Raw genomic sequence first — 21,005 nt, forward strand, 5'->3', positions numbered from 1 at the left:
CGGTCGACCGTGCCGTCGGACCCCGACCACGACAGGATGGCGAACGATGACCGCCACACGCCGGACCCGCACGCTGCACGGCCAGCAGATGTCGTACGTCGAGGCGTGCCCGGAGGTCACGGCCGACGGCGGGACGAACGAGGACCCGGAGGTCGTCGTCCTCGTCCACGGCATCGCCGGCAGCGCCGAGACGTGGACCCCGGTCCTGGAGGCCTTCGAGCGCTCGGGCTGCGACCGGCTGCTGCTGGCCCCCGAGCTCCTCGGCCACGGCGAGTCGGCCGGCGTCGGCGGCGACTACTCCCTCGGCGCCTACGCCAACGGGCTGCGCGACCTGCTCGCGGTGCTCGGGCACCGGCGGGTCACGGTCGTCGGGCACTCGCTCGGCGGCGGGGTGGCCATGCAGTTCGCCTACCAGTTCCCCGAGATGTGCTCGCGGCTCGTGCTCGTCTCCTCCGGCGGGCTGGGGCGCGGGGTCAGCCCGCTGCTCCGCCTGGCCGCGCTGCCGGGTGCCGAGTACGTGCTGCCGGTGCTCGCCTCCACCGGGGTGCTCGGCCTCGGCGTGCGGGGCCTGCGACTCGCGGCGGCGCTGCCGTCCCTCGGCGAGGAGTCGGTGTCGCTGCGGGAGACCGCCCGCCACGCGGCGTCGCTGTCGCAGCGGGCGCACCTCGACGCGTTCGTCGACACCGTCCGGGCCGTCATCGGCCCCTGGGGCCAGCGCGTCAGCGGCACCGACCGCCTCTACCTCACCGAGGGCCTGCCGACGATGATCGTCTGGGGCGCGCGGGACCCGGTCATCCCGGTCGGGCACGCCCGTCGTGCGGCGGGCCTCGTGCCGCACGGCCGCCTCGAGATCTTCGACCGGGCCGGGCACTTCCCGCACTGCGACGAGCCCGCGCGCTTCGCCGCGCTGCTCACCGACTTCTGCGACGCCACCGAGCCCGCCGACCTGTCGGTCGCGAGCCTCGGGCCGCGGGTGGCGGCGCGGCGCACCGGCTGAGCGCCGGGACGGGCGTCAGGCCGTCCGCGGGTGCCGGCACTGGTAGGCCAGCGCCGGGGGCACGTTGCGCCAGACGGTCGGCGTGACGGTCACCTCGGTGAACGCCTCCTCGAGCACCCCGCGGAAGCGGCGCTGGGTGGGGAAGCGCGTCACGTGGCTGTAGGCGAACGTGGTGAACGTCGCACCGGGGGCGAGCACGCGGGTGACCTGCTCGATGATCCCGCGCTGCGCCGACTCCGGGAACAGCGTCCACGGCAGCCCGCTGATGACGGCGTCGACACGGTCGACCCCGGCGTCGGCGAGCAGCTTCTGCAGGTCGGCGGCGTCGCCCTGGATGACCTCGAGCCACGGCCGCGTCCGGCGCAGGTGCTCGACCATCCCCGGGTCGATCTCGACGGCGATGTGCCGCGCGCCCGCGGGCAGGCGGCGGCGCAGGGCGGCGCTGACGACGCCCGTCCCGGGCCCGAGCTCCACGACGACCGGCTGGCCCTCGGCCGGGGCGACGGAGGCGAGCAGGTCGGACAGCGCCCGCCCGCTGGGCGCGACGGCGCCGATGACGGCCGGGGAACGGACGGCCGAGGTCACGAAGGTGACGAGGTCGCGCACAGGACTCACGCGGGACACAGTGGCAGCTCCGGAGGTGGGTCGCCCACTCGAAGGGTCACCGTGTGGGCAACGGCGCGCGCGGCGCCGACGGAACAGGTGAGGGGATGCCGCGAACGGCTCAGCGCGGGTCGACCACGCGCATGAGGATGAAGGTCACCAGCAGCAGGATCATGATCGACAGATCCAGGCTGATGTTCCCGATCCGGATCGCGGGGATGAGCCGGCGCAGCAGCCTGACCGGCGGGTCGGTCACCATGAAGAGCACCTCGAGCCCGGCCGCGGTGCCCCCGGCCGGGCGCCAGTCGCGCGCGAAGCTGCGCACGATCTCGACCACGAGCCGGCCCACGATGAACAGCCACAGCACGAACAGCGCGTAGTACACGAGCAGGCGGGCGAGCTCCATGCCCTCCAGAGTGCCTGATGTGTCGGGGTCGCCGGGCACGGCCCTGCAACCGGCCCTGCGCGCGAGACCGAGGGGTGGCTCCTGAGCGCCCGGACGATTGGCTACCGTCAGCCCCGCCACCACGATGGTGGTCGCTTCGACGGGTGGAGGTCCGGTGGTCGTCCTGGTGCCCGTCGACGAGCGGCTGACGGGCCCCGGCGCACCCGGTCTGGCGGAGTTGCGCACGGTGGGGGTCGAGCCGCTGGTCGACGCCGTGCTGCGCAGCGAGGGTCCCGACGAGGAGCAGTTCGGGGCTCCCGCGGCGTGCGACACCCCGGCGGGCGGTCTCCCCCACGCCCCGATCGAGCCCTGCACGTTCCTGGCCGTCGACCCCCGGGACCACCAGGTCGTCGGCACCTGCGGTTTCCGCGGGCCCCTGCGCGGCGGCCGCGTCGAGATCGCGTTCTGGACCTTCCCGCCGTTCGAGGGCCGCGGCTGGGCGACGGCCATGACCCGCGCCCTCGTCGCCCGCGCGTTCGCCGACCCGGCGGTGCAGACGGTCGTCGCGCACACGCTGCCCGAGCGGGCGCCCGCGGCCAGCGTGCTGACGGCGAACGGCCTGGTCCGGGTGCAGTCGCGGCGCCGCGACGAGTCCGGCCCAGGCGGGTCGCGGCGGGGCAAGGTGTGGCGCTGGGAGTCCCACCGGCCGATGCGCGCGCCGTCGCCGACCGCCTGACGTGATCCTGCACCTCTGCTCGCGCGGCGAGCTCGAGGCCGCGCGCCGCGACGGGGCGCGCCGGCCGCCGTCGCTCGCCGAGGTCGGGTTCGTGCACTGCTCGGACCCGGGCACCGTGCACCTGCCCGCGTCGCGCCTCTTCGCGGGCCGGGCCGACGTCGTGGTGCTCGTCGTCGACCCGGCCCGGCTGGACGTCCCCGTGCGCTGGGAGCCCGGCGTGGGGCCGGGCGGTGGCGAGGACCCCCGGGGCCCGTGGTTCCCGCACGTCTACGGCCCGCTGCCCCTCGACGCCGTCGTGGCCGTGCACGACCTCGTGCCCGAGCCGGACGGGACCTTCCGCCCGCCGCCCGGCGTCGCGTCGCCGCCCGCCCCGGGCTGAGCGAAGGGCACCCTCGATCGAGGAGACGGGCGAGGGGTGCCCTCGGCCAGGTGGCACCCGTTCCCGGTGGAGTGATCAGCAGGACCAGGAGCACGCGAGAGCGCCCGCCGAGGTGCACAACGACCTGCTGATCTCGGACCGACCCCACGCGAGCACCGAGCACCACCCCGGGAACGACGACGGCCCCCGACCGGAGGGGTCGGGGGCCGTGTCACGCGTAGCGGGGACAGGATTCGAACCTGTGACCTCTGGGTTATGAGCCCAGCGAGCTACCGAGCTGCTCCACCCCGCGCCGTGCCCGTGGCCCTGGGCTGGGGATCCCGCCGACCGGAAGCCTCCGGCGACGGTGTCGTAGCGGGGACAGGATTCGAACCTGTGACCTCTGGGTTATGAGCCCAGCGAGCTACCGAGCTGCTCCACCCCGCGCTGCGTTGTGTCACCAACAGTACACCGGCGCCCACCCCGCTCCGCGGAGGGGGGTGGGCGCCGGCGGGCCGTCAGCCCCCCGCCGTCGCGGGCGCCGCCGGGGTGGCCGGCGAGGCGCCCGTGGCCGCCCGGAAGCGCGTGATCGCGGAGTCCAGGGCGGCCTCGGCCTCACCGATGCCCTGGAAGTCGCGCGCCGCCTGCGCCTGCGCCAGGCGGTCGAGGGCGTCGTTCATCGCCGTCACCGCCTCGGAGAGCTCGGGGCTCAGCGCCTGCCCCGGCGTGCCGGCCGGCAGCGGCCCGGCCCCGGTGTTGGCGCCGGGGGCGGGGGTCGTCGGCGCCTGCTGCGTCGCTCCCAGCCCGGGCACCGTGAGCCCCGGCGGCAGGGGGACGCCCTGGAACGCGGCCTGCAGCGCGCCCTGCAGCGTCGGCGCGTAGCCGATGTCGCCGTTGTTGAACCGGGCGATCACGCCGAACAGCTGCGGGAACGACGTCTGGGCGTTGCGCTCGACGTAGATCGGCTCGACGTAGAGCAGCCCGCCCGCGACCGGCAGCGTCAGCAGGTTGCCGTACTGCACCTGCACCGGGGTCCCGGACTGGCGCAGCGGGAACAGCCCCTGGTTGACCGAGTTGCTGGTCAGCAGCTCCGCCTGGACCTGTTGCGGACCCTGCGGACCGCGCTGGTCGCCGGTGAGCTGTGCGGGCAGCTCGAGCACCGTCATCTGCCCGTAGGTCTCGGGCTCCGAGCTCACCGAGAGGTACGCCGAGAGGTTGGGGCGCGACAGCGCGAGCAGCGTGCTCGTGATCTGGAACTGGGTGTCGGGTGCCGCGCCGGGGCGCGGGTCGCCCGCGAGCAGGTAGTACGGCGGGATCGCCGCGTTGCTCTCCCGCGTCGGGTCCTCCGGCACGGTCCAGAAGTTCTGCGTGGAGAAGAAGTCCCGCGGGTTCTCGACGTGGTACCGGGTGAGCAGGTCGCGCTGGACCTTGAAGATCTCCTCCGGGTAGCGGAAGTGGGCCCGCAGGCTCGGCGAGATCTCGGCGGCCGGCCGCACCACGTCCGGGAACGCCGCCATCCACGTCCGCAGCACCGGGTCCTGCTCGTCGACCTGGTAGAGCCGCACCTCGCCGCTGTACGCGTCGACGGTGGCCTTCACCGAGTTGCGCATGTACCCCGCGGCGCCCGGGGCGCCGGTGGGCCGCAGCGAGTCACTGGTGGCCTGGCCGAGGCCGACCTGCTGCGCGTACGGGTAGCGCGGCAGCGTCGTGTAGCCGTCGACGATCCACTGCAGGCGGCCGTCGACGACCGCCGGGTACGGGTCGACGTCGGTGCGCAGCCACGGCGCGACCTTCTCCACCCGCTCGATCGGCGTGCGGTTGTACATGATCCGCGAGTCGGAGCCGATCGAGCCGTTGAACAGGATGTTCCGCTCGCCGTAGGCGGCGGCGAAGATCAAGCGCTGCGCCCAGTTGCCCAGCGGCACGCCGCCGGGCCCGGTGTAGGCGTTGGCCGGGCGTCCGGGGCCGTCGAACTCGCGGGGCGGCGCTCCCGGGTTGCCGCCGACGATCGCGTAGTCGTCGGTGCCGCCGACGAACTCGCCGTAGTAGATGCGCGCGCCGTCGGGGCTCAGGCCGAAGGGCCCGGGGTTGCTCGAGTCGCTGACGGCGAACTCGGGCAGGCCGCCCTGGCTCGCCTCGGCGTTGCTGGGGACGTTCACCCGGTCCGCGGGCGCCGACACGATGCCCTGGCCGTGCGTGTAGACGAGGTGGCGGTTGATCCAGTCCTGCTGGTTGCCGATCAGCGCGTCGGGGTTGATCTCACGGGCCGCCAGCACGAAGTCCTGGCGCTGCCCGTTGACCGTGTACCGGTCGATGTCGAGCTGGGGCGCGAACGCGTAGAAGTTCGTCAGCTGCTGCTGCACCGCGAAGGTCCGGTTCAGCCGCGACGGGTCCTGGATCCGGATGTTGTTCAGCGTCGCCTGGCTGTTGGCGACGTCCTGCGGGGGGACCGCGGCGTTGCCCGCGGCCGACGCGACCTGGGGCGCGTAGGGCACGACGCCGACGTTGCCGAGTCCGAAGGCCTGCCGCGTGGCGGCGATGTTCCAGGAGATCGACTGCGCCTCGCGGTCGATCGCGTTCGGGCGCACCGAGACCTGCTCGAGCACCGCGGGCCACGCCGCGCCGACCAGCACGCTGGAGAGCACCAGCAGCGCCAGGGCGATCGCCGGGATCTGCAGGTTGCGCAGCACGACCGCGGAGAAGAACGCCGCGGCGCAGATGACCGCGATGATCAGCAGGATGAGCTTGGCCGGCATCGCGGCGTTGAGGTCGGTGTAGGTGGCGCCGAAGAAGTTGGCGCCGCCCTCCGCCGCCTTGCGGTCGGAGAACAGCAGCTCGTAGCGGTCGAAGAAGTAGGCGACGGCCTTGAGCAGCACGAACGTGCCGGCGAGCACGGCGAGGTGCGCGCGGGCGGGCGGGGCGACGGCGCCGTTGCGCCCGGCGAGGCGGATGCCGCCGAACAGGTAGTGCGCGACGAGCGCGGCCACGAAGCTCACGGCGATCGCGACGAACAGCCAGCTCAGCAGCCAGCGGTAGAACGGCAGCTGGAAGACGTAGAACGCGATGTCGTGGCCGAAGACCGGGTCGGCGATCCCGAACGGCGTCGAGTTCAGGAACAGCTGGACGGTCTGCCAGTCGGCCTGCGCGGAGAGCCCGGCGATGAGCGCCACGACGGCGGGAATGCCGATCGCGAACCAGCGGGGCCGCGAGAGCACCACGGTGCGGTAGCGCGCCACCGGGTCCTCGCCGGCGCCGGCGCCGGCGACCGGCACGAACACCGGGCGCACCCGGTAGGCGATGACGAGGTTCAGCGCGAGCAGGCCGCCCATGAGCACGGCGGCGACGACGAACTGCAGCACCCGGGTCCACAGGATCGTCGTGAAGACGCCCCGGAAGCCGACCTCCCCGAACCAGGCCCAGTCGACGTAGACGTCGACGAGCCGGGCACCGCCGAGCAGGACGACGAGCGCGACCGCGCCGACGATCAGCAGCGTCTTCGTCCGTCGCGACAGCTGGGGCGTCGCGGTCGGGGGCCGGTTGGCCACGGGGTCACACTCCTGCCAGACGTTGTTCTCCTGCGCAGGCGAGCCCACGCGTGCGGACGCCACTCTACGAACACGGTGTGGGGTTGACGTGGCCCGGCATGTCCGGATCCCTCGCGCCCTGCTCGGGGCCGGGTGGCCCGCCACCTGGGACGTCGCGCCCTCAGCAGGGGACGGGCGGGCGCCCCTCGCGGACCGCCTCCAGGGCGGCGATCCCCTCGCCGAGCGTCCCCACCCGCGCGAGGGTCAGCCCGTCGGGCGCCTCGGCGACGGCCTCGGCGCAGTTGCCGGCCGGGACGAGGAACACCTCGGCGCCGTCGTGGCGCGCGGCGTCCATCTTGAACCGGATGCCGCCGATGTCCCCGACGCGGCCGGTGGCGTCGATCGTGCCGGTGCCCGCGACGACGTGGCCGCCGGTGAGGTCGCCCGGGGTCAGCTTGTCGACGATCGCCGACGCGAACACCAGCCCGGCCGACGGGCCGCCGATGTCGCCGAGGCTGATGCGGACGTCCACCGGCGAGTCGACGACGTTGGTCGGCGTGACCCCCAGGAAGCCGCGCGGGTCGCCGTCGGGGCGCGCGGCCGCGACGACGGTGACGTCGGTGCGCGGGCCCGGGTTGCCCAGCGGGCCGCGCTGCACGGTGACGGTGACCGGCTGGCCGGGGCGGGTCGGCGCGAGCGCGTCCACGACCTCCTGCGGCGTCGTCACCGGGCGCCCGTCGACGGCGACGATCCGGTCGCCGGGCGAGAGCAGCCCCGCCGACGGCGAGCGGTCGAGCACCGAGCCGACCTGCACCGCCGTGGGGTAGCCGAGGTAGCGCAGGGCCGCGGCCTCGGCGTCGGTCTCGGACTGCGCGAACTGCCGGGTGTTCTCCTGGTCAACCTGCTCGCTGGAGCGCCCCGGCGGGTAGACCGACTCGCGCGGCAGGACCTGCTCCTCGCCCGACGCCCACATCGCCATCGCGCCGAACAGCGTGACCTGTGTCGTCACCGCGACGGTGGTCATCCGCAGCTGCCCCGAGGCCGGGTAGACGGGCACGGGGCCGGACACGTCGACGACCGTGCGCCCGTCCTGCCCGCTGCCCAGGACGTCGAACGTCGGGCCGTCGCCCAGCGCCACGAACGGCACCCGGACCGTCGCGCCCAGCAGCCCCAGCACCCCGGCGAGCACGAGTCCGAGCGCGAGGGTCGCGCGCAACCGGGTCACGGCGGCACAGGGTAGTGACCGGGGACCGGGTCGACCGGGCGGGGACTCGCGGACGGTCGCCGCCCCGTTCCCGCCCCTGTCCTACGCCGTTGCTGCGGTCTGCCGGGGAGCTTCCCGGGTGTTCGCCCTCGGCGTGCCTGCACACCCCCGCGGCACGGCGTACCCGCGTACCGTCGACACCATGAGTGACCTGCCCTTCGGCTTCGGGCCCTCCGATCCCGACGACGAGTCCCGCCGCTCCGGATCGGGCGGCGCCGGCGGCGCGGGCGGCTTCGGTTTCGGCCTGCCCGGCATGGGTGGTCTGCCCGGCGGCGCCGGCGGGCCGGGCGGGTTCGACATGGGACAGCTCGGGCAGATGCTGACCCAGCTCGGGCAGATGCTCAGCCAGTCGTCCGGCCCGGGCGCCGACGGCCCCGTGAACTACAAGCTGGCCACCCAGATGGCGCACCAACAGCTCGGCGAGGACGGCAAGAAGGCGCCGACCGGCGAGCAGCAGCGCGCCGCCGAGGAGTCCGTGCGCCTCGCCGAGCTCTGGCTCGAGGACGCCACGACACTGCCCTCGGGCGCCTCGCAGGTGGCCGTGTGGTCCCCCGCGCAGTGGATCGACACGACGATGCCCACCTGGCAGCGGCTGTGCGACCCGGTGGCGCAGCGCGTCGCCGGCGCCTGGGTCGAGGGCCTGCCCGAGGAGGCCCGGCAGATGGCCGGGCCGATGCTCGGGATGATCTCGCAGGTCGGCGGCATGGCCTTCGGCTCGCAGCTCGGCGCCGGTCTCGCGCAGCTCGCCAAGGAGGTGCTGACCTCCAGCGACGTCGGCCTGCCGCTCGGCCCGGAGGGCACCGCGGCGCTGCTGCCCGCGGCGATCGCGACCTTCACCGAGGGGCTCGACCGCCCGGCCGGCGAGGTGCTCGTCTTCCTCGCCGCCCGCGAGGCCGCCCACCAGCGCCTGTTCGGGCACGTGCCGTGGCTGCGCCAGCGGCTGCTCGCCACGGTCGAGGAGTTCGCGCGCGGCATCCACATCGACACGTCGCGGATGGAGGAGCTCGCCCGCGAGGTCGACCCGACCAACCCGGCGTCGCTCCAGGAGCTCATGAGCTCGGGGATGTTCGAGCCGCAGACCACCGAGTCGCAGAAGGCGGCGCTGCGCCGCCTCGAGACGCTGCTCGCGCTGGTCGAGGGCTGGGTCGACGTCGTCGTCGCCGACGCCGTGGGCGACCGCCTGCCCGGCGCCGTCGCCCTCCGCGAGACGCTGCGCCGCCGGCGCGCATCCGGCGGTCCCGCCGAGCAGACGTTCGCGACGCTCGTGGGGCTCGAGCTGCGGCCGCGCCGCCTGCGCGACGCCGCCGACCTGTGGCGCCGCCTCACCGACGAGCGCGGCATCGAGGGCCGCGACGCGGTGTGGGCGCACCCGGACCTCATGCCGACCGCCGACGACCTCGACGACCCGTCCGCGTTCGTCGGCGAGCGCCGGTCCGTCGCGCCGTCGGAGGAGGGCGCGGCCCCGAAGAGCGACCAGGGCTTCACCGACCTCGACGACCCGCTCGCCCGCCTCGAGGCCGAGATGAAGGCCGAGCAGGAGGCCCGCGAGCGGGGCAGCGAGTCCGGGGAGTCCGGCGGGGAGCCGGACGGGGGCAAGGGCAGCTAGGACCCGGGGTCCTCGTCGGGGTCAACGTCGGATTCGACGTCGGGGCCGTCCGGATCGTCGGTGTCGGTGATCGGCAGCCCGGCGCCCGCGGCGAGGCCCTCGAGGTAGCCGATCGCGCGCTCGCTGCGCGGGTAGGCGGCCTCGGCGGCGCGGAAGGCCGGGCCGTGGTGCGGCTCGCGCAGGTGCACGAGCTCGTGCACGAGGACGTGGTCGAGCACCCAGCCCGGGACGTCGCGCAGCCGCTCGGACATCCGGATCGTGCCGTCGGTCGGCGTGCACGACGCCCACCGCGTCCGCATGGGCTTCGTCCAGCGCACCGATACCGGGCGGGGCCAGGCACCACCGGGCGCGATGGGGTCGAGGTGGGCGCGGGCGAGGCGGTCGGCGCGCGCGGCGAGGTCCGCGTCCCCCGCCCGCCGCCCGGGCCGGCGGCGGGTGTCGGCGCGCTCGAGGCGGCGCAGCGCCTCGTCGACCCAGCGCCGCTCCTCGGCCCGCGACATCGACGCCGGGATCTGGACGACGACCTTCTCGCCCTCCCGCCGCCACGCCACCGTGCGCCGCCGCCGGGCGCTGCGGCGCACCTCCACCTCCGGCTGCGTGTCCGCCACGTCACCGAGGGTAGGAGTCGGATCCGGACGGGCCGCCGGTGCGTCGAAGAAGGTGTGCTCCCAGCTCCCGTCACGTCCCTCGTCCCGTCCCGCACCCCGCCCCTCGTCCCGCCCCTCCCCGACCGGCCCCGCCTGCGCCGCCCCGCGCTGCACCGGTCGCCCGACGTCGTGCAGTTCGGCGCCGGCGGGTCCGACGTCCTCGTCGTCGACGGCCTGACCCCGCCGCTCGCGCGGATGGTCGCCGCCCTCGACGGCACCCGCCCGGTCGCCCGCGTGCTCGCCGAGGCGGTGGCCGCCGGCTCCTCCCCCGCCGCCGCACGGGCCCTGCTCGACCGCCTGCACGCCGCGGGCCTGCTCGCCGCACCCCCGGCGGCGCCCGCCGACCGCCGCGTCGTCGTCCGCGGCGCCGGGCGGGTCGCGGTGGCGGTCGCCGCCCTGCTCGCCGCCGCCGGCGTCGGGCGGGTGCTCGTCGAGGCCGAGGGCGTCGTGACCCGCGACGACCTCGGCACCGGCCTGCTCGCCGGCGACGTCGGGCGCCCGGCGCAGGAGGCCGCGCAGGACGCCGTCGCCCGGGCCTCGCTCGCGCCCCCGCCGCCGGGCGCCCCGGCCGCGCGCCGGTGGCTCACCGCGCAGGCGGACCTCGTCGTCCTCGCCGACGCCGTCCGGCCCGACGCGCTGGCCGCCCACCGGCTGGTGCTCGACGGGCGCGCGCACCTCCCGGTCGCCGTGCAGGACGGCACCGCGACGGTGGGCCCGCTCGTCCTGCCCGGCGCGACGCCCTGCCTGCGCTGCGACGATCTCGCCCGCACCGACGGCGACCCGGCCTGGCCCCGCCTGGCCGCCGAGCTCGCGGCCCACCGGGCGGTGGTGCCCGTCGCGCTCGCGGCCACGGCGGCGGCGCTCGCCGTCACCGAGATCCTCGCGGTCCTCGACGGCGGCCCCGCGGTGACCCGCGGCGTGGTGCTCGCGCTCGGACCCGACGGCGCCCGCGACGCCCGGCCCGTGCGCCGGCACCCGGGGTGCGGCTGCGACGCGCTCCCCGCCCGGCGGCGGGACAGGAGTGGGCGCGACGTCACGTCCGGGGCGACCGTCCTGGTCAGGGAACCGGCCGGGCCGCTGACGGCCGGGGCGGCGTGACCTGATCGCGCCGCCACGCCCGGCGAGGGGGAGAATCGGCTCCGTGACCGATGACATCCCCCGCCGGTCGGTCCAGCGGTCGGCGCGGCTGGCCTCGCTGCCGTTGGGCTTCGCCTCCCGCACCGCCGCCGGGTGGGGTCGGCGCCTCGCCGGGGGCGACCAGGGCGAGATCTCGGCGGACGTCGCGCGCCGCGGCGCCGAGCAGCTGTTCGCGGTGCTCGGCGAGCTCAAGGGCGGGGCCATGAAGTTCGGCCAGGCCCTGTCGGTGTTCGAGGCCGCGGTGCCCGACGAGCTCGCCGAGCCCTACCGCGAGGCGCTGACCCGGCTGCAGACCGCGGCGCCGCCGATGCCGGCCGCCCGCACCCACCGGGTGCTCGCCGAGCAGTTCGGGCGCGGGTGGCGCGAGCGCTTCCGCGAGTTCGACGACACCCCGGCCGCCGCGGCGAGCATCGGCCAGGTGCACCGCGCGGTGTGGCACGACGGCCGCGACGTCGCGGTGAAGGTCCAGTACCCGGGCGCGCAGGAGGCCGTCATGGCCGACCTGCGCCAGCTGCAGCGCTTCAGCCGCATGGTGCAGCCGCTCGTACCGGGCATGGAGATCAAGCCGCTGCTCGCCGAGCTGCGCGACCGGATGGCCGAGGAGCTCGACTACCGCGACGAGGCCGACGCGCAGCGCGCCTTCGCCGCCGCCTACGACGGCGACGAGTACGTCGTCGTGCCACGCGTGGTGGCGTCGGCGCCGAAGGCCATGGTCTCGGAGTGGATCAGCGGGACGCCGCTGTCGGCGATCATCCGCGCCGGCGAGCCCGAGGAGCGCGACCGCGTCGGCCTGCTGCTCTCGCGCTTCCACTTCTCCTCGCCCGCGCGGGTGGGGCTGCTGCACGCCGACCCGCACCCGGGCAACTTCCAGCTCCTGCCCGACGGCCGGCTGTGCGTGATCGACTTCGGGGCCGTCGCGCGGCTGCCCGACGGCCTGCCCTACGAGCTCGGACACATGCTGCGCCTCGCGGTCGAGGACCGCGCCGACGAGCTGCTCGAGCTGCTGCGCGAGCTGAACTTCGTGCTGCCGGGGGTCGACATGTCCGCGGACGAGGCGGTGGTCTACCTCGGCCCGCTGACCGACCCGCTGCGCACCGACAAGTTCCACTTCACGCGCAGCTGGATCCGCGGGCAGGCCGAGCGCCTCGGTGACCTGCGCCGCCCGGAGTTCAACACCGGCCGCGGGCTCAACCTGCCCCCGCAGTACCTGCTCGTGCACCGCGTGACGCTCGCGTCGGTGGCGGTGCTGTGCCAGCTCGACGCGGAGATCCCGCTGCGCGGCGTCTTCGAGGAGTGGCAGCCGGGCTTCGCGAGCTGAGCCGCGGAGCCGGGGCGCCCTCCTCCGGGGCCCGGTGCGCACGAGACGCGCACCGGGCCCCCCTCTCCCCCTCGTGGGGTCCGGGGCCGGGTCGTGCGGTGGGAGCGAGGGTCACCCCCGCTGCGTGGGACGCAGCGAGGGTGACCCTCGCTCCCCCCGGGACCCGGCGTGCCGGCGGGTCAGGCGACCCCGGCGGCGGCCCGGGCGGCGGCGAGCTCCGCGTCCCGGGCGAGGTCGGCCTTGGAGGGCCGGCCCCGGGGCCGCTTCCGGGCGATGACGGCACCCCGGTCGAAGATCTCGCCGCCCCACACGCCGCAGTACTCCCGCCGCTCGAGCGCGCCGGCGAGGCAGGCCCGCCGCACGGGGCAGTCGCCGCAGAGCAGCTTGGCCCGCTCGAGGTCGGCCGGCCGGTCGGAGAACCACAGGTCCTCGTCGGCGAGCCGGCAGGGGAGGTCGACGGTGGTCAGGGCGTCGAACAGGTCGACGTCGAGGGTCTCGGGTCCGGTCTCGGGGGCGGGCGGGACGGCGAGTCCGGCGGGGGACACGGTCTACCTCCGGTGGGCGGGTCGGCGGGGGCCGGGAGCCGCGGAGGTTCCGTCGGGTGGTGAGACGACGGAGGCCGCGGGTCCCTGGGAGCGGGTCCGCGGCCTCGTGGTGTCCGGAGGAGTCGGTGCTAGGGACTCCACCGCGAGGGCGCGGACGATCGCTGCGGGGCGGTCGGGAAGCGGAGATCGTTCTGGCGGGGGCGCAGGTCCTGCGGCATCCCCTGCTGCTCGCACACGGCGGCGACGCCGACCAACGGCGTCGCGTACGCGTTCGAGCGCCAGATCGCGACGTGGCGACCGGTGCCCGCGAGAGTCACGATGTCCATCGTCACGAGCCCCCTTCCTGGTCCCACGTGGCGTCCTGCCCGACCGGCAGCCTCGTGCGCCGGTGTGTGATCGACCGTAGGCGTGCCCCGCGAACCGGGGCAACGCATTTTCGAGAAGATTCTCCGGAGATCTTCCGTGCGGTCACCGACGAGCGACGACGGGCCTACGACGCGTGCTCGCGCACCAGGGTCAGGACGTCCGCGCCGTAGCGCTCGAGCTTCGACGACCCGATGCCGGGGATGGCGACGAGGCCCGAGGGGTCGTGCGGCCGTTGCTCGGCCAGCGCGATGAGCGTGGCGTCGGTGAACACGACGTAGGCCGGCACCGACCGCTGCTTCGCCTCCGCCGAGCGCCAGGCCTTGAGGGCCTCGAGCAGCGACTCGTCGACGTCCGAGGGGTGGGTGCTGCAGCGCCCGAGCTTGGCCGACTCCGGGTCGCCGAGCGGCTTGCCGCACAGCCGGCACGCCGGCTTGCCCCGCGAGCCGCCGTTCTCCCCGCGCCCGGTGGGCACGCGGGCGGCCGGGTGCTCCTCGGGCACGAGGCCGTAGAGGAAGCGGCTGCGCCGCCGGGACCGCCGCCCGCCGGCGTTGCGCGAGAGCGCCCAGGACATCCGCAGGTGCACCCGCGCCCGCGTCACCCCCACGTAGAACAGCCGGCGCTCCTCCTCGACCGCGTCGTCGTCGCCGTCGGCGTGCTGGATCGGCAGCGTGCCGTCGGTGAGCCCGACGAGGAACACCGCGTCCCACTCGAGGCCCTTCGCGGCGTGCAGGGACGACAGCGTGACGCCCTGGACGGTCGGCGGGTGCTGGGCCTGCGCGCGGGTGGTCAGCTCGGCGAGGAACGCCGGGAGGTCGGCGTCGGGCACGGCGGTGACGAGCTCCTCGGCGAGCTCGGCCAGCGCGCGCAGCGACTCCCACCGCTGGCGCGCCGCCCCCTGCCCGGCGGCGCCGGCGGGCGGGGAGTCGGTGAGCCCCTGCTCGCCGAGGACGGCGCGCACCAACGTGACCATGCCCTCGCCCCGCGCGTCCTCGGGCGCCCGCGTCGCGGCGGTGCGCAGGGCGGCGACGGCCGTGCGGACCTCGGTGCGCTGGAAGAACCGCTCGCCGCCGCGCACCTGGTAGGCGATGCCGGCGTCGCCGAGCGCCGTCTCGTAGACCTCCGACTGCGCGTTGACCCGGTAGAGCACCGCGATCTCCGCCGGCGCCACGCCCTCGTCGATCAGGTCGCGGATCGCCGTGGCGACGGCGGCGGCCTCGGCGGGCTCGTCGTCGTGCTCGGCGAAGTCGGGCGCGGGGCCGGGCGGGCGCTGGCCCTCGAGGCGCAGCCGGGAGCCGGCCGCGCGCCCGCGGGCGGCCCCGATCACCGTGTTGGCCGCCGCCACGACCTGCGGGGTGGAGCGGTAGTCGCGCACGAGGCGCACGACGGTGGCCTCGGGGAACACGCGCGGGAAGTCGAGCAGGTAGGACGGGCTGGCGCCGGCGAACGAGTAGATCGTCTGGTTGGCGTCGCCGACGACGGTGAGGTCGTCGCGGCCGCCCAGCCAGGCCCGCAGCAGGCGGTGCTGGGCCGGCGTGACGTCCTGGAACTCGTCGACGACGAAGCAGCGGTAGCGCTCGTGGAACTCGTGGGCGACCTCGGGGTGCTCCTCGAGCGCGGCGGCGGTGTGGAGCAGGAGGTCGTCGAAGTCGAGGACCTCGGCGCGGTTCTTCAGCGCCTCGTAGGTCTCGTACACCGCGGTGACCTGCTCGACCGGCGCCGGGACGTCCCGGGCCGCCTTGCCCGCGGCGGCCGCGTAGTCCGACGCGGGGACCAGCGAGGCCTTGGCCCACTCGATCTCGCTCGCGAGGTCGCGCAGGGACTCGCGCGTGGTCGGGGCGCCGGCGCGCTGGGCGGCCTGGCCGACGAGGCGCAGCTTGCCCTCGAGCACCTCCCACGGCGCGCCCCCGACGACGCGCGGCCAGAAGTAGCGCAGCTGGCGCAGGGCCGCGGCGTGGAAGGTGCGCGCCTGGACCGGCGGCTGCCCCGGGCCGCCGACGCCGAGGTCGCGCAGGCGGGTGCGCATCTCGCCCGCCGCCCGCGCGGTGAACGTGACGGCGAGGACCTGGCCCGACTGGACGTGCCCCGCGGCGACGAGGTGGGCGATCCGCCGGGTGATCGTGCGGGTCTTGCCCGTGCCCGCGCCCGCCAGCACGCAGACCGGGCCCCGCGGCGCGAGGACCGCCGCCCGCTGCTCGGGGTCGAGCCCCGTCGTCGCCCTGCTCCCGTCGCCGCCACCCACGGCCCCATGGTCTCAACCCGGACCGACGGTCACGGGCGGGACTCCGAAATCTCCATGACCACTGTCGGACCCCCGTGCCACCGTGGAGGAGTGCCACCTGCCATCGAGGCCGAGGGTCTCGTCAAGCGCTTCGGCGCCACCACCGCGCTCGCCGGTGCCAGCCTCTCGGCCGTCGAGGGCACCGTCCTCGGCGTGCTCGGGCCCAACGGCGCGGGCAAGACCACGGCGACGCGCGTGCTCGCCACGCTGCTCGCGCCCGACGAGGGGCGGGCCCTCGTCGGCGGGTACGACGTCGTCGCCGAGCCCCACCGCGTGCGCTCGCTCATCGGGCTCACCGGGCAGTACGCCGGGGTCGACGAGGCGCTGACCGGCACGGAGAACCTCGTGCTCATCGCCCGCCTGCTCGGGCAGTCGCGCGCCGCGTCCCGCCGGCGGGCCGCCGAGCTGCTCGACCAGTTCGGGCTCACCGAGGCCGCCGGTCGCGCGGCGCGCACCTACTCGGGCGGCATGCGCCGCCGGCTCGACCTCGCGGCGTCGCTGGTCGGGCGCCCGCGCATCCTCTTCCTCGACGAGCCGACCACGGGGCTCGACCCGGCGAGCCGCAACGAGCTGTGGGACATGGTCCGCTCGCTCGTCGGCGACGGCGTGACGGTGCTGCTCACGACGCAGTACCTCGACGAGGCCGACCAGCTCGCCGACGACATCGTCGTCATCGACCGCGGCACGGTGGTGGCGACGGGCACGCCCGACGACCTCAAGGCCCGCGCCGGCGCCGCGGTGCTGCAGATGCGCCCGGCGCAGCCCGAGCAGCTCGCGGTCGTGGAGCGCGTCGCGAGCGAGCTCGCCGGGGCGACGCCGACCGTCGAGAACGGGTCGGTCGCCGTCCCCGCGCCCGACGAGTCGCTCATGCCCGCCGTGGTGCGCCGCCTCGACGACGTGGGCGTCCGCCTCGCCGAGCTGACGCTGCGCCGGGCGACCCTCGACGAGGTGTTCCTCGCCCTCACGGGCCACCGCGCGGTCGAGCCGACCGACGACCAGACCGACCTCCGGGAGACGGCGTGACCCTCGACCGCACGGCGCCGGCGCGCCCCGCGGGCCCTGCCCTCGACGCCCCGGCGGCGCCGCGCCGGGTGACGCCCGCCCAGTGGGCGAGCCAGTCGCTCACCATGGCGTGGCGCAGCCTCGTGCAGATCAAGCACAACCCGTCGGAGCTGCTCGACCTGTCGATCCAGCCGATCATGTTCGTGCTGCTGTTCACGTTCGTGTTCGGCGGCGCGATCTACGGCTCCGCCGACGCCTACCTGCAGTTCGCGCTCGGCGGGCTCATCGCGCAGAACGCGCTGTTCCTGACGATCTACACGGCCACCGGGCTCGCGACCGACCTGCAGAAGGGCACGTTCGACCGGTTCCGCAGCCTGCCGATCGCCCGGTCCGCGCCGCTGTCGGGACGGATCATGGGCGACGTGGTGCGCCAGCTCTGGTCGCTGGTCGTGCTGCTGGTCGTCGGGGTGGTGCTCGGCTTCCGGATCACGACGAGCCCGGTCGCGGTGCTCGCCGCGTTCGGCCTGCTCGTGGCCTTCACCCTGGCGTTCTCGTGGACGTCGGTACTGCTCGGGGTGCTGGCGCGCGACCCGGAGAAGGTGCAGATCTACGGCTTCACCGTGCTCTTCCCGCTGACGTTCGCCAGCAACGCCTTCGCGCCCACCGAGACGATGCCGGGCTGGTTGCAGGCGTGGGTGGCGATCAACCCGGTGACGCGGATGGCCGACGCGCTGCGCGGGCTGCTCGTCGGCGGGCCGGTGGCGGCCAACGCGGTCGCGACGCTGCTGTGGGGCGTCGCGTTCGCGGCGGTGTTCGGGCCGCTCGCGGTGTGGGCGCTGCGTACGCGGGTCTGAGCGGGGCGCGGGTCGGGCAGCGCGCGCGACGCCCGGCCCGAACAGGGCCACGATGGAGGCATGACCGAGCAGCTCGCGCGCCCCACCCTCGAGGCCGGCGGGATCCCCGACGACCTCGTCGAGCGCGCGGGCGTCCGCGCCGACCAGTGGGCACGGGCCGGGTCGGCGGGCGAGCAGTCGGGGCCGTCGGCGCAGCTCGCCGCGCTCATGCACGACCCGGCGGGCGTCGACTTCACGCTGCGCTTCGTCGACCGCGTCGCCCGCCCCGAGGACGACGAGGTCGCCGCGCGCGAGCTCGCCCGGCTGGCGGGGCCGCGCGCGTCGCTGCCGGCGTTCATCGAGGGCCGCGACCGGGCGCTGCTGCGCGCGGGGGCGCTGGCGGCACCGCGCGCGCCGCGGGTCGTGGTGCCGCTCGCGCGGCGGCGGCTGCGGGCGCTGGTCGGGCACCTCATCGTCGACGCCGGCGGGCGTGGGCTCACGCGACGGCTGGCGCAGGCGCGCGAGGAGGGCTTCCGGCTCAACCTCAACCTGCTCGGCGAGGCGGTGCTCGGCGACGACGAGGCCGACCGGCGCCTCGAGCACACCATGGAGCTGCTGCGCCGCGACGACGTCGACTACGTGTCGGTCAAGGCGTCGTCGGTGGCGAGCCAGCTCGTGCCGTGGGACCTCGAGGGCAGCCGCGACCGGCTCGTCGAGCGCCTGGTGCCGCTGTTCGAGCTCGCCCGCGACACCGGGAGCTTCGTCAACCTCGACATGGAGGAGTACAAGGACCTCGACCTCACCGTCGCGGTCTTCACCGCGCTGCTCTCGCGGCCGGGGCTCGAGGACGTGCCGGCCGGCATCGTGCTGCAGGCCTACCTGCCCGACGCGCTCGGCGCGCTCACCGAGCTCGCCGGGTTCGCCCGCCGCCGGGTGGCCGCGGGCGGCGCGCCGATCAAGGTGCGGCTGGTCAAGGGCGCCAACCTGGCGATGGAACAGGTCGACGCCGAGCTGCACGACTGGCCGCAGGCGCCGTACACGAGCAAGGCCGAGGTCGACGCCAACTACGTCCGGCTGCTCGACCGCGCGATCGGCGGCGACCTCGTCGACGCGCTGCGCCTGGGCGTCGCGAGTCACCACCTGCACCACGTGGCCCTGGCCGTCGAGCTCGCCGCGGCGCGGGGCGCGGAGCGGCAGATCGACGTCGAGATGCTGCAGGGCATGGCGCCGGCGCAGGCGCGGGTGGTCGCGCGGGACGTGTCGGAGCAGCTCGTGCTCTACACCCCGGTGGTGCACGCGGGCGACTTCGACGCCGCCGTCTCCTACCTCGTGCGCCGGCTCGAGGAGAACGCCTCGCCGGAGAACTACCTCTACGCGCTGTTCTCCGACGCCGGGGTCACGTCGTACGTCGACCGGTTCCGCGCGTCGGTGCGCGACCGCGACGCGGTGCCGGCCTCGCCGCGGCGCACGCAGGACCGCGGCACCGAGAGCCCGCACCTCCCCGACCGGTTCCGCAACGAGCCCGACACCGACCCCGCGCTGCCCGCCAACCGCGACTGGGCCCGCCGGGCCATCACCACCCCGGCCCCGCCCACCCGCGAGCCGGAGATCACCGACCCGGCCGCGGTCGACACGGTCGTCGAGCGCGCCACGGCCTCCGCGTGGGGCACGCGTCCGGCCGCCGAGCGCGCCGGCGTGCTGCGGGACGCCGCGCGGGCGCTCGCCGCGGCGCGGGGCGAGCTGCTGACCGTCATGGTCGGCGAGGCGGGCAAGACCATCGCCGAGGCCGACCCCGAGATCTCCGAGGCCATCGACTTCACCGCCTACTACGCGGACCGGGCCGCCGAGCTCGCCTGCGCGCCCTTCACCCCGGACCGGGTCGTCGTCGTCACCCCGCCCTGGAACTTCCCGATCGCCATCCCCCTCGGCGGCTGCGTCGCGGCGCTCGCGGCCGGGGCGTCGGTGGTGATCAAGCCGGCGCCGCAGGTGCGCGCCTGCGCGGAGGTCGGCGTCGCCGCGCTGCACCGGGGCGGCATCCCCGCCGACGCCCTGCAGCTCGTGCACACCGACGAGGGGGACGCCGGCCGGCGTCTCGTCACACACCCGGCCGTCGACCACGTCGTGCTCACCGGGGCGTCGGAGACCGCGGCGCTGTTCCGGTCGTGGCGCCCCGACCTGCGGCTCGTGGCCGAGACGAGCGGCAAGAACGCGCTGGTCGTCACGCCCAGCGCCGACCCCGACCTCGCCGTCGCCGACCTCGTGCGCTCGGCCTTCGGGCACGCCGGGCAGAAGTGCTCGGCGGCGTCGCTGGCGATCCTCGTCGGGTCGGTGCGGTCGTCGCGGACGGCCGCCGGCGCGCGGTTCCACCGCCAGCTCGCCGACGCCGTCCGCACCCTGCGCGTCGGCCACGGCAGCGACCCCTCGACGACGATGGGCCCCCTCATCGGGCCCCCGGACGCGAAGCTCGAGCGGGCGTTGACCCGCCTCGACGAGGGCGAGCGCTGGCTGGTCGAGCCCCGCCGGCTGAGCTCGACCCTCTGGACGCCCGGCGTCAAGGAGCCCGTGGCGCCGGGGTCGTGGTTCCACCTCACGGAGTGCTTCGGGCCCGTGCTCGGGCTCATGCACGCGGCGGACCTCGACGAGGCGATCGCGCTGCAGAACGCCACCGGCTACGGCCTGACCGGGGGCCTGCACGCCCTCGACCCGGACGAGGTCGACCACTGGAGCGAGCGGGTCGAGGTCGGCAACGCCTACGTCAACCGCCACATCACCGGCGCCATCGTGCAGCGGCAGTCGTTCGGCGGCTGGAAGGGCTCGGTCGTGGGGCCCGGGGCGAAGCCCGGCGGGCCGAACTACGTCGCGCAGTTCGGGACGTGGCACGACGGCCCGCTCGAGGCGCTGCCGTCGGCGCCGCTCGAGGCCGCCGCGGCCGAGCTGCTCGCCACCGCGGCCCCCGACTTCGGCCCCGACGACCTGACCTGGCTGCGCGCCGCGACCGGGTCGGACGCCGCGGCGTGGCGCGACGAGTTCTCCGTCGAGCACGACCCGACCGGGCTGCGGGTCGAGGCGAACATCTTCCGGTACCGGCCGCTGCCCGCCCTGCGGCTGGTCGTGGGGCCCGACGCCCGCCCGCGCGACGTGCTGCGCGTGCGGCTCGCGGCGACCTGCGCCGGCGTGCCGGTGCACGAGCGGGACGGATCCCCCGGACCCGGCGAGCGCATCCGCGTCGTCGGGACGCCCACGGACGACCTGCGTCGTGCGGCCGCCACGGCCGGGTCGTCGCTGGTCGAGGGCCCGGTGGTGGCCGACGGGCGGCGGGAGATGCTGAGCGTGCTGCGCGAGCAGGCGGTCAGTGTGACCCGTCACCGGTTCGGCCACCTGGAAGTCTGAGCGGCCTCGCGGCGTT

At 75.7% G+C, this 21,005-nt stretch carries 17 protein-coding genes and 2 tRNA genes; 9 read left to right on the plus strand and 10 right to left on the minus strand.

The window, feature by feature from the left end; translation table 11 throughout:
- The first annotated feature begins 46 nt into the window (after positions 1–46).
- Entirely contained in the window at positions 47–997 is a 951-nt protein-coding gene (locus PH190_RS20805) for an alpha/beta fold hydrolase (RefSeq protein WP_274233437.1), read from the plus strand.
- 15 nt (positions 998–1,012) lie between these two features.
- Here PH190_RS20805 and PH190_RS20810 read toward each other — a convergent pair whose 3' ends face one another.
- Positions 1,013–1,612, minus strand: coding sequence for a class I SAM-dependent methyltransferase (locus PH190_RS20810; RefSeq protein ID WP_274233438.1), 600 nt, complete (start codon positions 1,610–1,612; stop codon positions 1,013–1,015).
- A 109-nt stretch (positions 1,613–1,721) separates the two neighbouring features.
- A complete protein-coding gene (locus PH190_RS20815; RefSeq protein WP_274233439.1) occupies positions 1,722–2,006 on the minus strand; it encodes a YggT family protein in 285 nt (94 codons plus the stop codon).
- Positions 2,007–2,160: 154 nt separating this feature from the next.
- Here PH190_RS20815 and PH190_RS20820 point away from each other — a divergent pair, with 154 nt between their 5' ends.
- Together PH190_RS20820 and PH190_RS20825 are read left to right on the plus strand one after the other, a co-directional pair.
- A complete protein-coding gene (locus tag PH190_RS20820; RefSeq protein WP_274233440.1) occupies positions 2,161–2,721 on the plus strand; it encodes a GNAT family N-acetyltransferase in 561 nt (186 codons plus the stop codon).
- A gap of 1 nt (position 2,722) precedes the next feature.
- The gene (locus PH190_RS20825; RefSeq protein ID WP_274233441.1) at positions 2,723–3,100 is read left to right on the plus strand and encodes a DUF952 domain-containing protein; all 378 of its coding nucleotides are present in this window, start codon (positions 2,723–2,725) and stop codon (positions 3,098–3,100) included.
- Positions 3,101–3,318: 218 nt separating this feature from the next.
- Here PH190_RS20825 and PH190_RS20830 read toward each other — a convergent pair.
- From PH190_RS20830 to PH190_RS20845, 4 genes are all read right to left on the minus strand, one after another.
- Positions 3,319–3,392: transfer RNA gene (locus PH190_RS20830), tRNA-Met, on the minus strand.
- Between the two features lie 60 nt (positions 3,393–3,452).
- Positions 3,453–3,526, minus strand: a tRNA-Met gene (locus PH190_RS20835).
- 71 nt (positions 3,527–3,597) lie between these two features.
- A complete protein-coding gene (locus PH190_RS20840; protein ID WP_274233510.1) occupies positions 3,598–6,624 on the minus strand; it encodes a UPF0182 family membrane protein in 3,027 nt (1,008 codons plus the stop codon).
- A 160-nt stretch (positions 6,625–6,784) separates the two neighbouring features.
- A complete protein-coding gene (locus PH190_RS20845; protein ID WP_274233442.1) occupies positions 6,785–7,828 on the minus strand; it encodes a YlbL family protein in 1,044 nt (347 codons plus the stop codon).
- A 181-nt stretch (positions 7,829–8,009) separates the two neighbouring features.
- Between PH190_RS20845 and PH190_RS20850 the strand changes: the two genes are divergently transcribed.
- Positions 8,010–9,473 (plus strand): zinc-dependent metalloprotease, encoded by a 1,464-nt coding sequence (locus PH190_RS20850; RefSeq protein ID WP_274233443.1) that lies wholly within the window; start codon positions 8,010–8,012, stop codon positions 9,471–9,473.
- On the opposite strand, the gene PH190_RS20855 is transcribed toward PH190_RS20850, so the two are convergent.
- Entirely contained in the window at positions 9,470–10,081 is a 612-nt protein-coding gene (locus PH190_RS20855) for a M48 metallopeptidase family protein (protein WP_274233444.1), read from the minus strand. The two genes, PH190_RS20850 and PH190_RS20855, sit on opposite strands and share 4 nt — an antisense overlap.
- A 54-nt stretch (positions 10,082–10,135) precedes the next feature.
- Here PH190_RS20855 and PH190_RS20860 point away from each other — a divergent pair, with 54 nt between their 5' ends.
- Both PH190_RS20860 and PH190_RS20865 read left to right on the plus strand, forming a co-directional pair.
- Positions 10,136–11,218, plus strand: coding sequence for a ThiF family adenylyltransferase (locus PH190_RS20860; protein ID WP_274233445.1), 1,083 nt, complete (start codon positions 10,136–10,138; stop codon positions 11,216–11,218).
- Between the two features lie 43 nt (positions 11,219–11,261).
- Entirely contained in the window at positions 11,262–12,575 is a 1,314-nt protein-coding gene (locus tag PH190_RS20865; RefSeq protein ID WP_274233446.1) for an ABC1 kinase family protein, read from the plus strand.
- 179 nt (positions 12,576–12,754) lie between these two features.
- On the opposite strand, the gene PH190_RS20870 is transcribed toward PH190_RS20865, so the two are convergent.
- The 3 genes from PH190_RS20870 to PH190_RS20880 all read right to left on the minus strand — a co-directional run bounded on the left by PH190_RS20870 (position 12,755) and on the right by PH190_RS20880 (position 15,725).
- Positions 12,755–13,054, minus strand: a complete 300-nt coding sequence (locus tag PH190_RS20870) for a WhiB family transcriptional regulator (protein WP_274233511.1) — start codon at positions 13,052–13,054, stop codon at positions 12,755–12,757.
- 194 nt (positions 13,055–13,248) lie between these two features.
- The gene (locus tag PH190_RS20875) at positions 13,249–13,446 is read right to left on the minus strand and encodes a hypothetical protein (RefSeq protein ID WP_274233447.1); all 198 of its coding nucleotides are present in this window, start codon (positions 13,444–13,446) and stop codon (positions 13,249–13,251) included.
- A 164-nt stretch (positions 13,447–13,610) separates the two neighbouring features.
- The gene (locus PH190_RS20880; RefSeq protein ID WP_274233448.1) at positions 13,611–15,725 is read right to left on the minus strand and encodes an ATP-dependent DNA helicase UvrD2; all 2,115 of its coding nucleotides are present in this window, start codon (positions 15,723–15,725) and stop codon (positions 13,611–13,613) included.
- Between the two features lie 90 nt (positions 15,726–15,815).
- Between PH190_RS20880 and PH190_RS20885 the strand changes: the two genes are divergently transcribed.
- Genes PH190_RS20885 through PH190_RS20895 form a run of 3 tightly spaced genes read left to right on the plus strand, consistent with a single transcriptional unit; the run spans position 15,816 to position 20,989 of the window.
- Positions 15,816–16,787 (plus strand): ATP-binding cassette domain-containing protein, encoded by a 972-nt coding sequence (locus tag PH190_RS20885; protein WP_274233449.1) that lies wholly within the window; start codon positions 15,816–15,818, stop codon positions 16,785–16,787.
- On the plus strand, positions 16,784–17,620 hold the full coding sequence (locus tag PH190_RS20890; protein WP_274233450.1) for an ABC transporter permease: 837 nt from the start codon (positions 16,784–16,786) through the stop codon (positions 17,618–17,620). Before PH190_RS20885 ends, PH190_RS20890 begins: the two co-directional genes overlap by 4 nt.
- Before the next feature lie 60 nt (positions 17,621–17,680).
- The gene (locus PH190_RS20895; protein WP_274233451.1) at positions 17,681–20,989 is read left to right on the plus strand and encodes a bifunctional proline dehydrogenase/L-glutamate gamma-semialdehyde dehydrogenase; all 3,309 of its coding nucleotides are present in this window, start codon (positions 17,681–17,683) and stop codon (positions 20,987–20,989) included.
- Positions 20,990–21,005: the final 16 nt, after the last annotated feature.

Source organism: Actinomycetospora straminea (assembly GCF_028737255.1).
GTDB classification, from domain to species: Bacteria; Actinomycetota; Actinomycetes; order Mycobacteriales; family Pseudonocardiaceae; genus Actinomycetospora; species Actinomycetospora straminea.

What these genes read in the sequence shown, in the direction of transcription:
- PH190_RS20805 (WP_274233437.1), top strand. Translation starts at nt 47, where the DNA reads ATGACCGCCACACGCCGGACCCGCACGCTGCACGGCCAGCAGATGTCG.
- PH190_RS20815 (WP_274233439.1), bottom strand. Translation starts at nt 2,006, where the DNA reads ATGGAGCTCGCCCGCCTGCTCGTGTACTACGCGCTGTTCGTGCTGTGG.
- PH190_RS20850 (WP_274233443.1), top strand. Translation starts at nt 8,010, where the DNA reads ATGAGTGACCTGCCCTTCGGCTTCGGGCCCTCCGATCCCGACGACGAG.
- PH190_RS20875 (WP_274233447.1), bottom strand. Translation starts at nt 13,446, where the DNA reads ATGGACATCGTGACTCTCGCGGGCACCGGTCGCCACGTCGCGATCTGG.
- PH190_RS20895 (WP_274233451.1), top strand. Translation starts at nt 17,681, where the DNA reads ATGACCGAGCAGCTCGCGCGCCCCACCCTCGAGGCCGGCGGGATCCCC.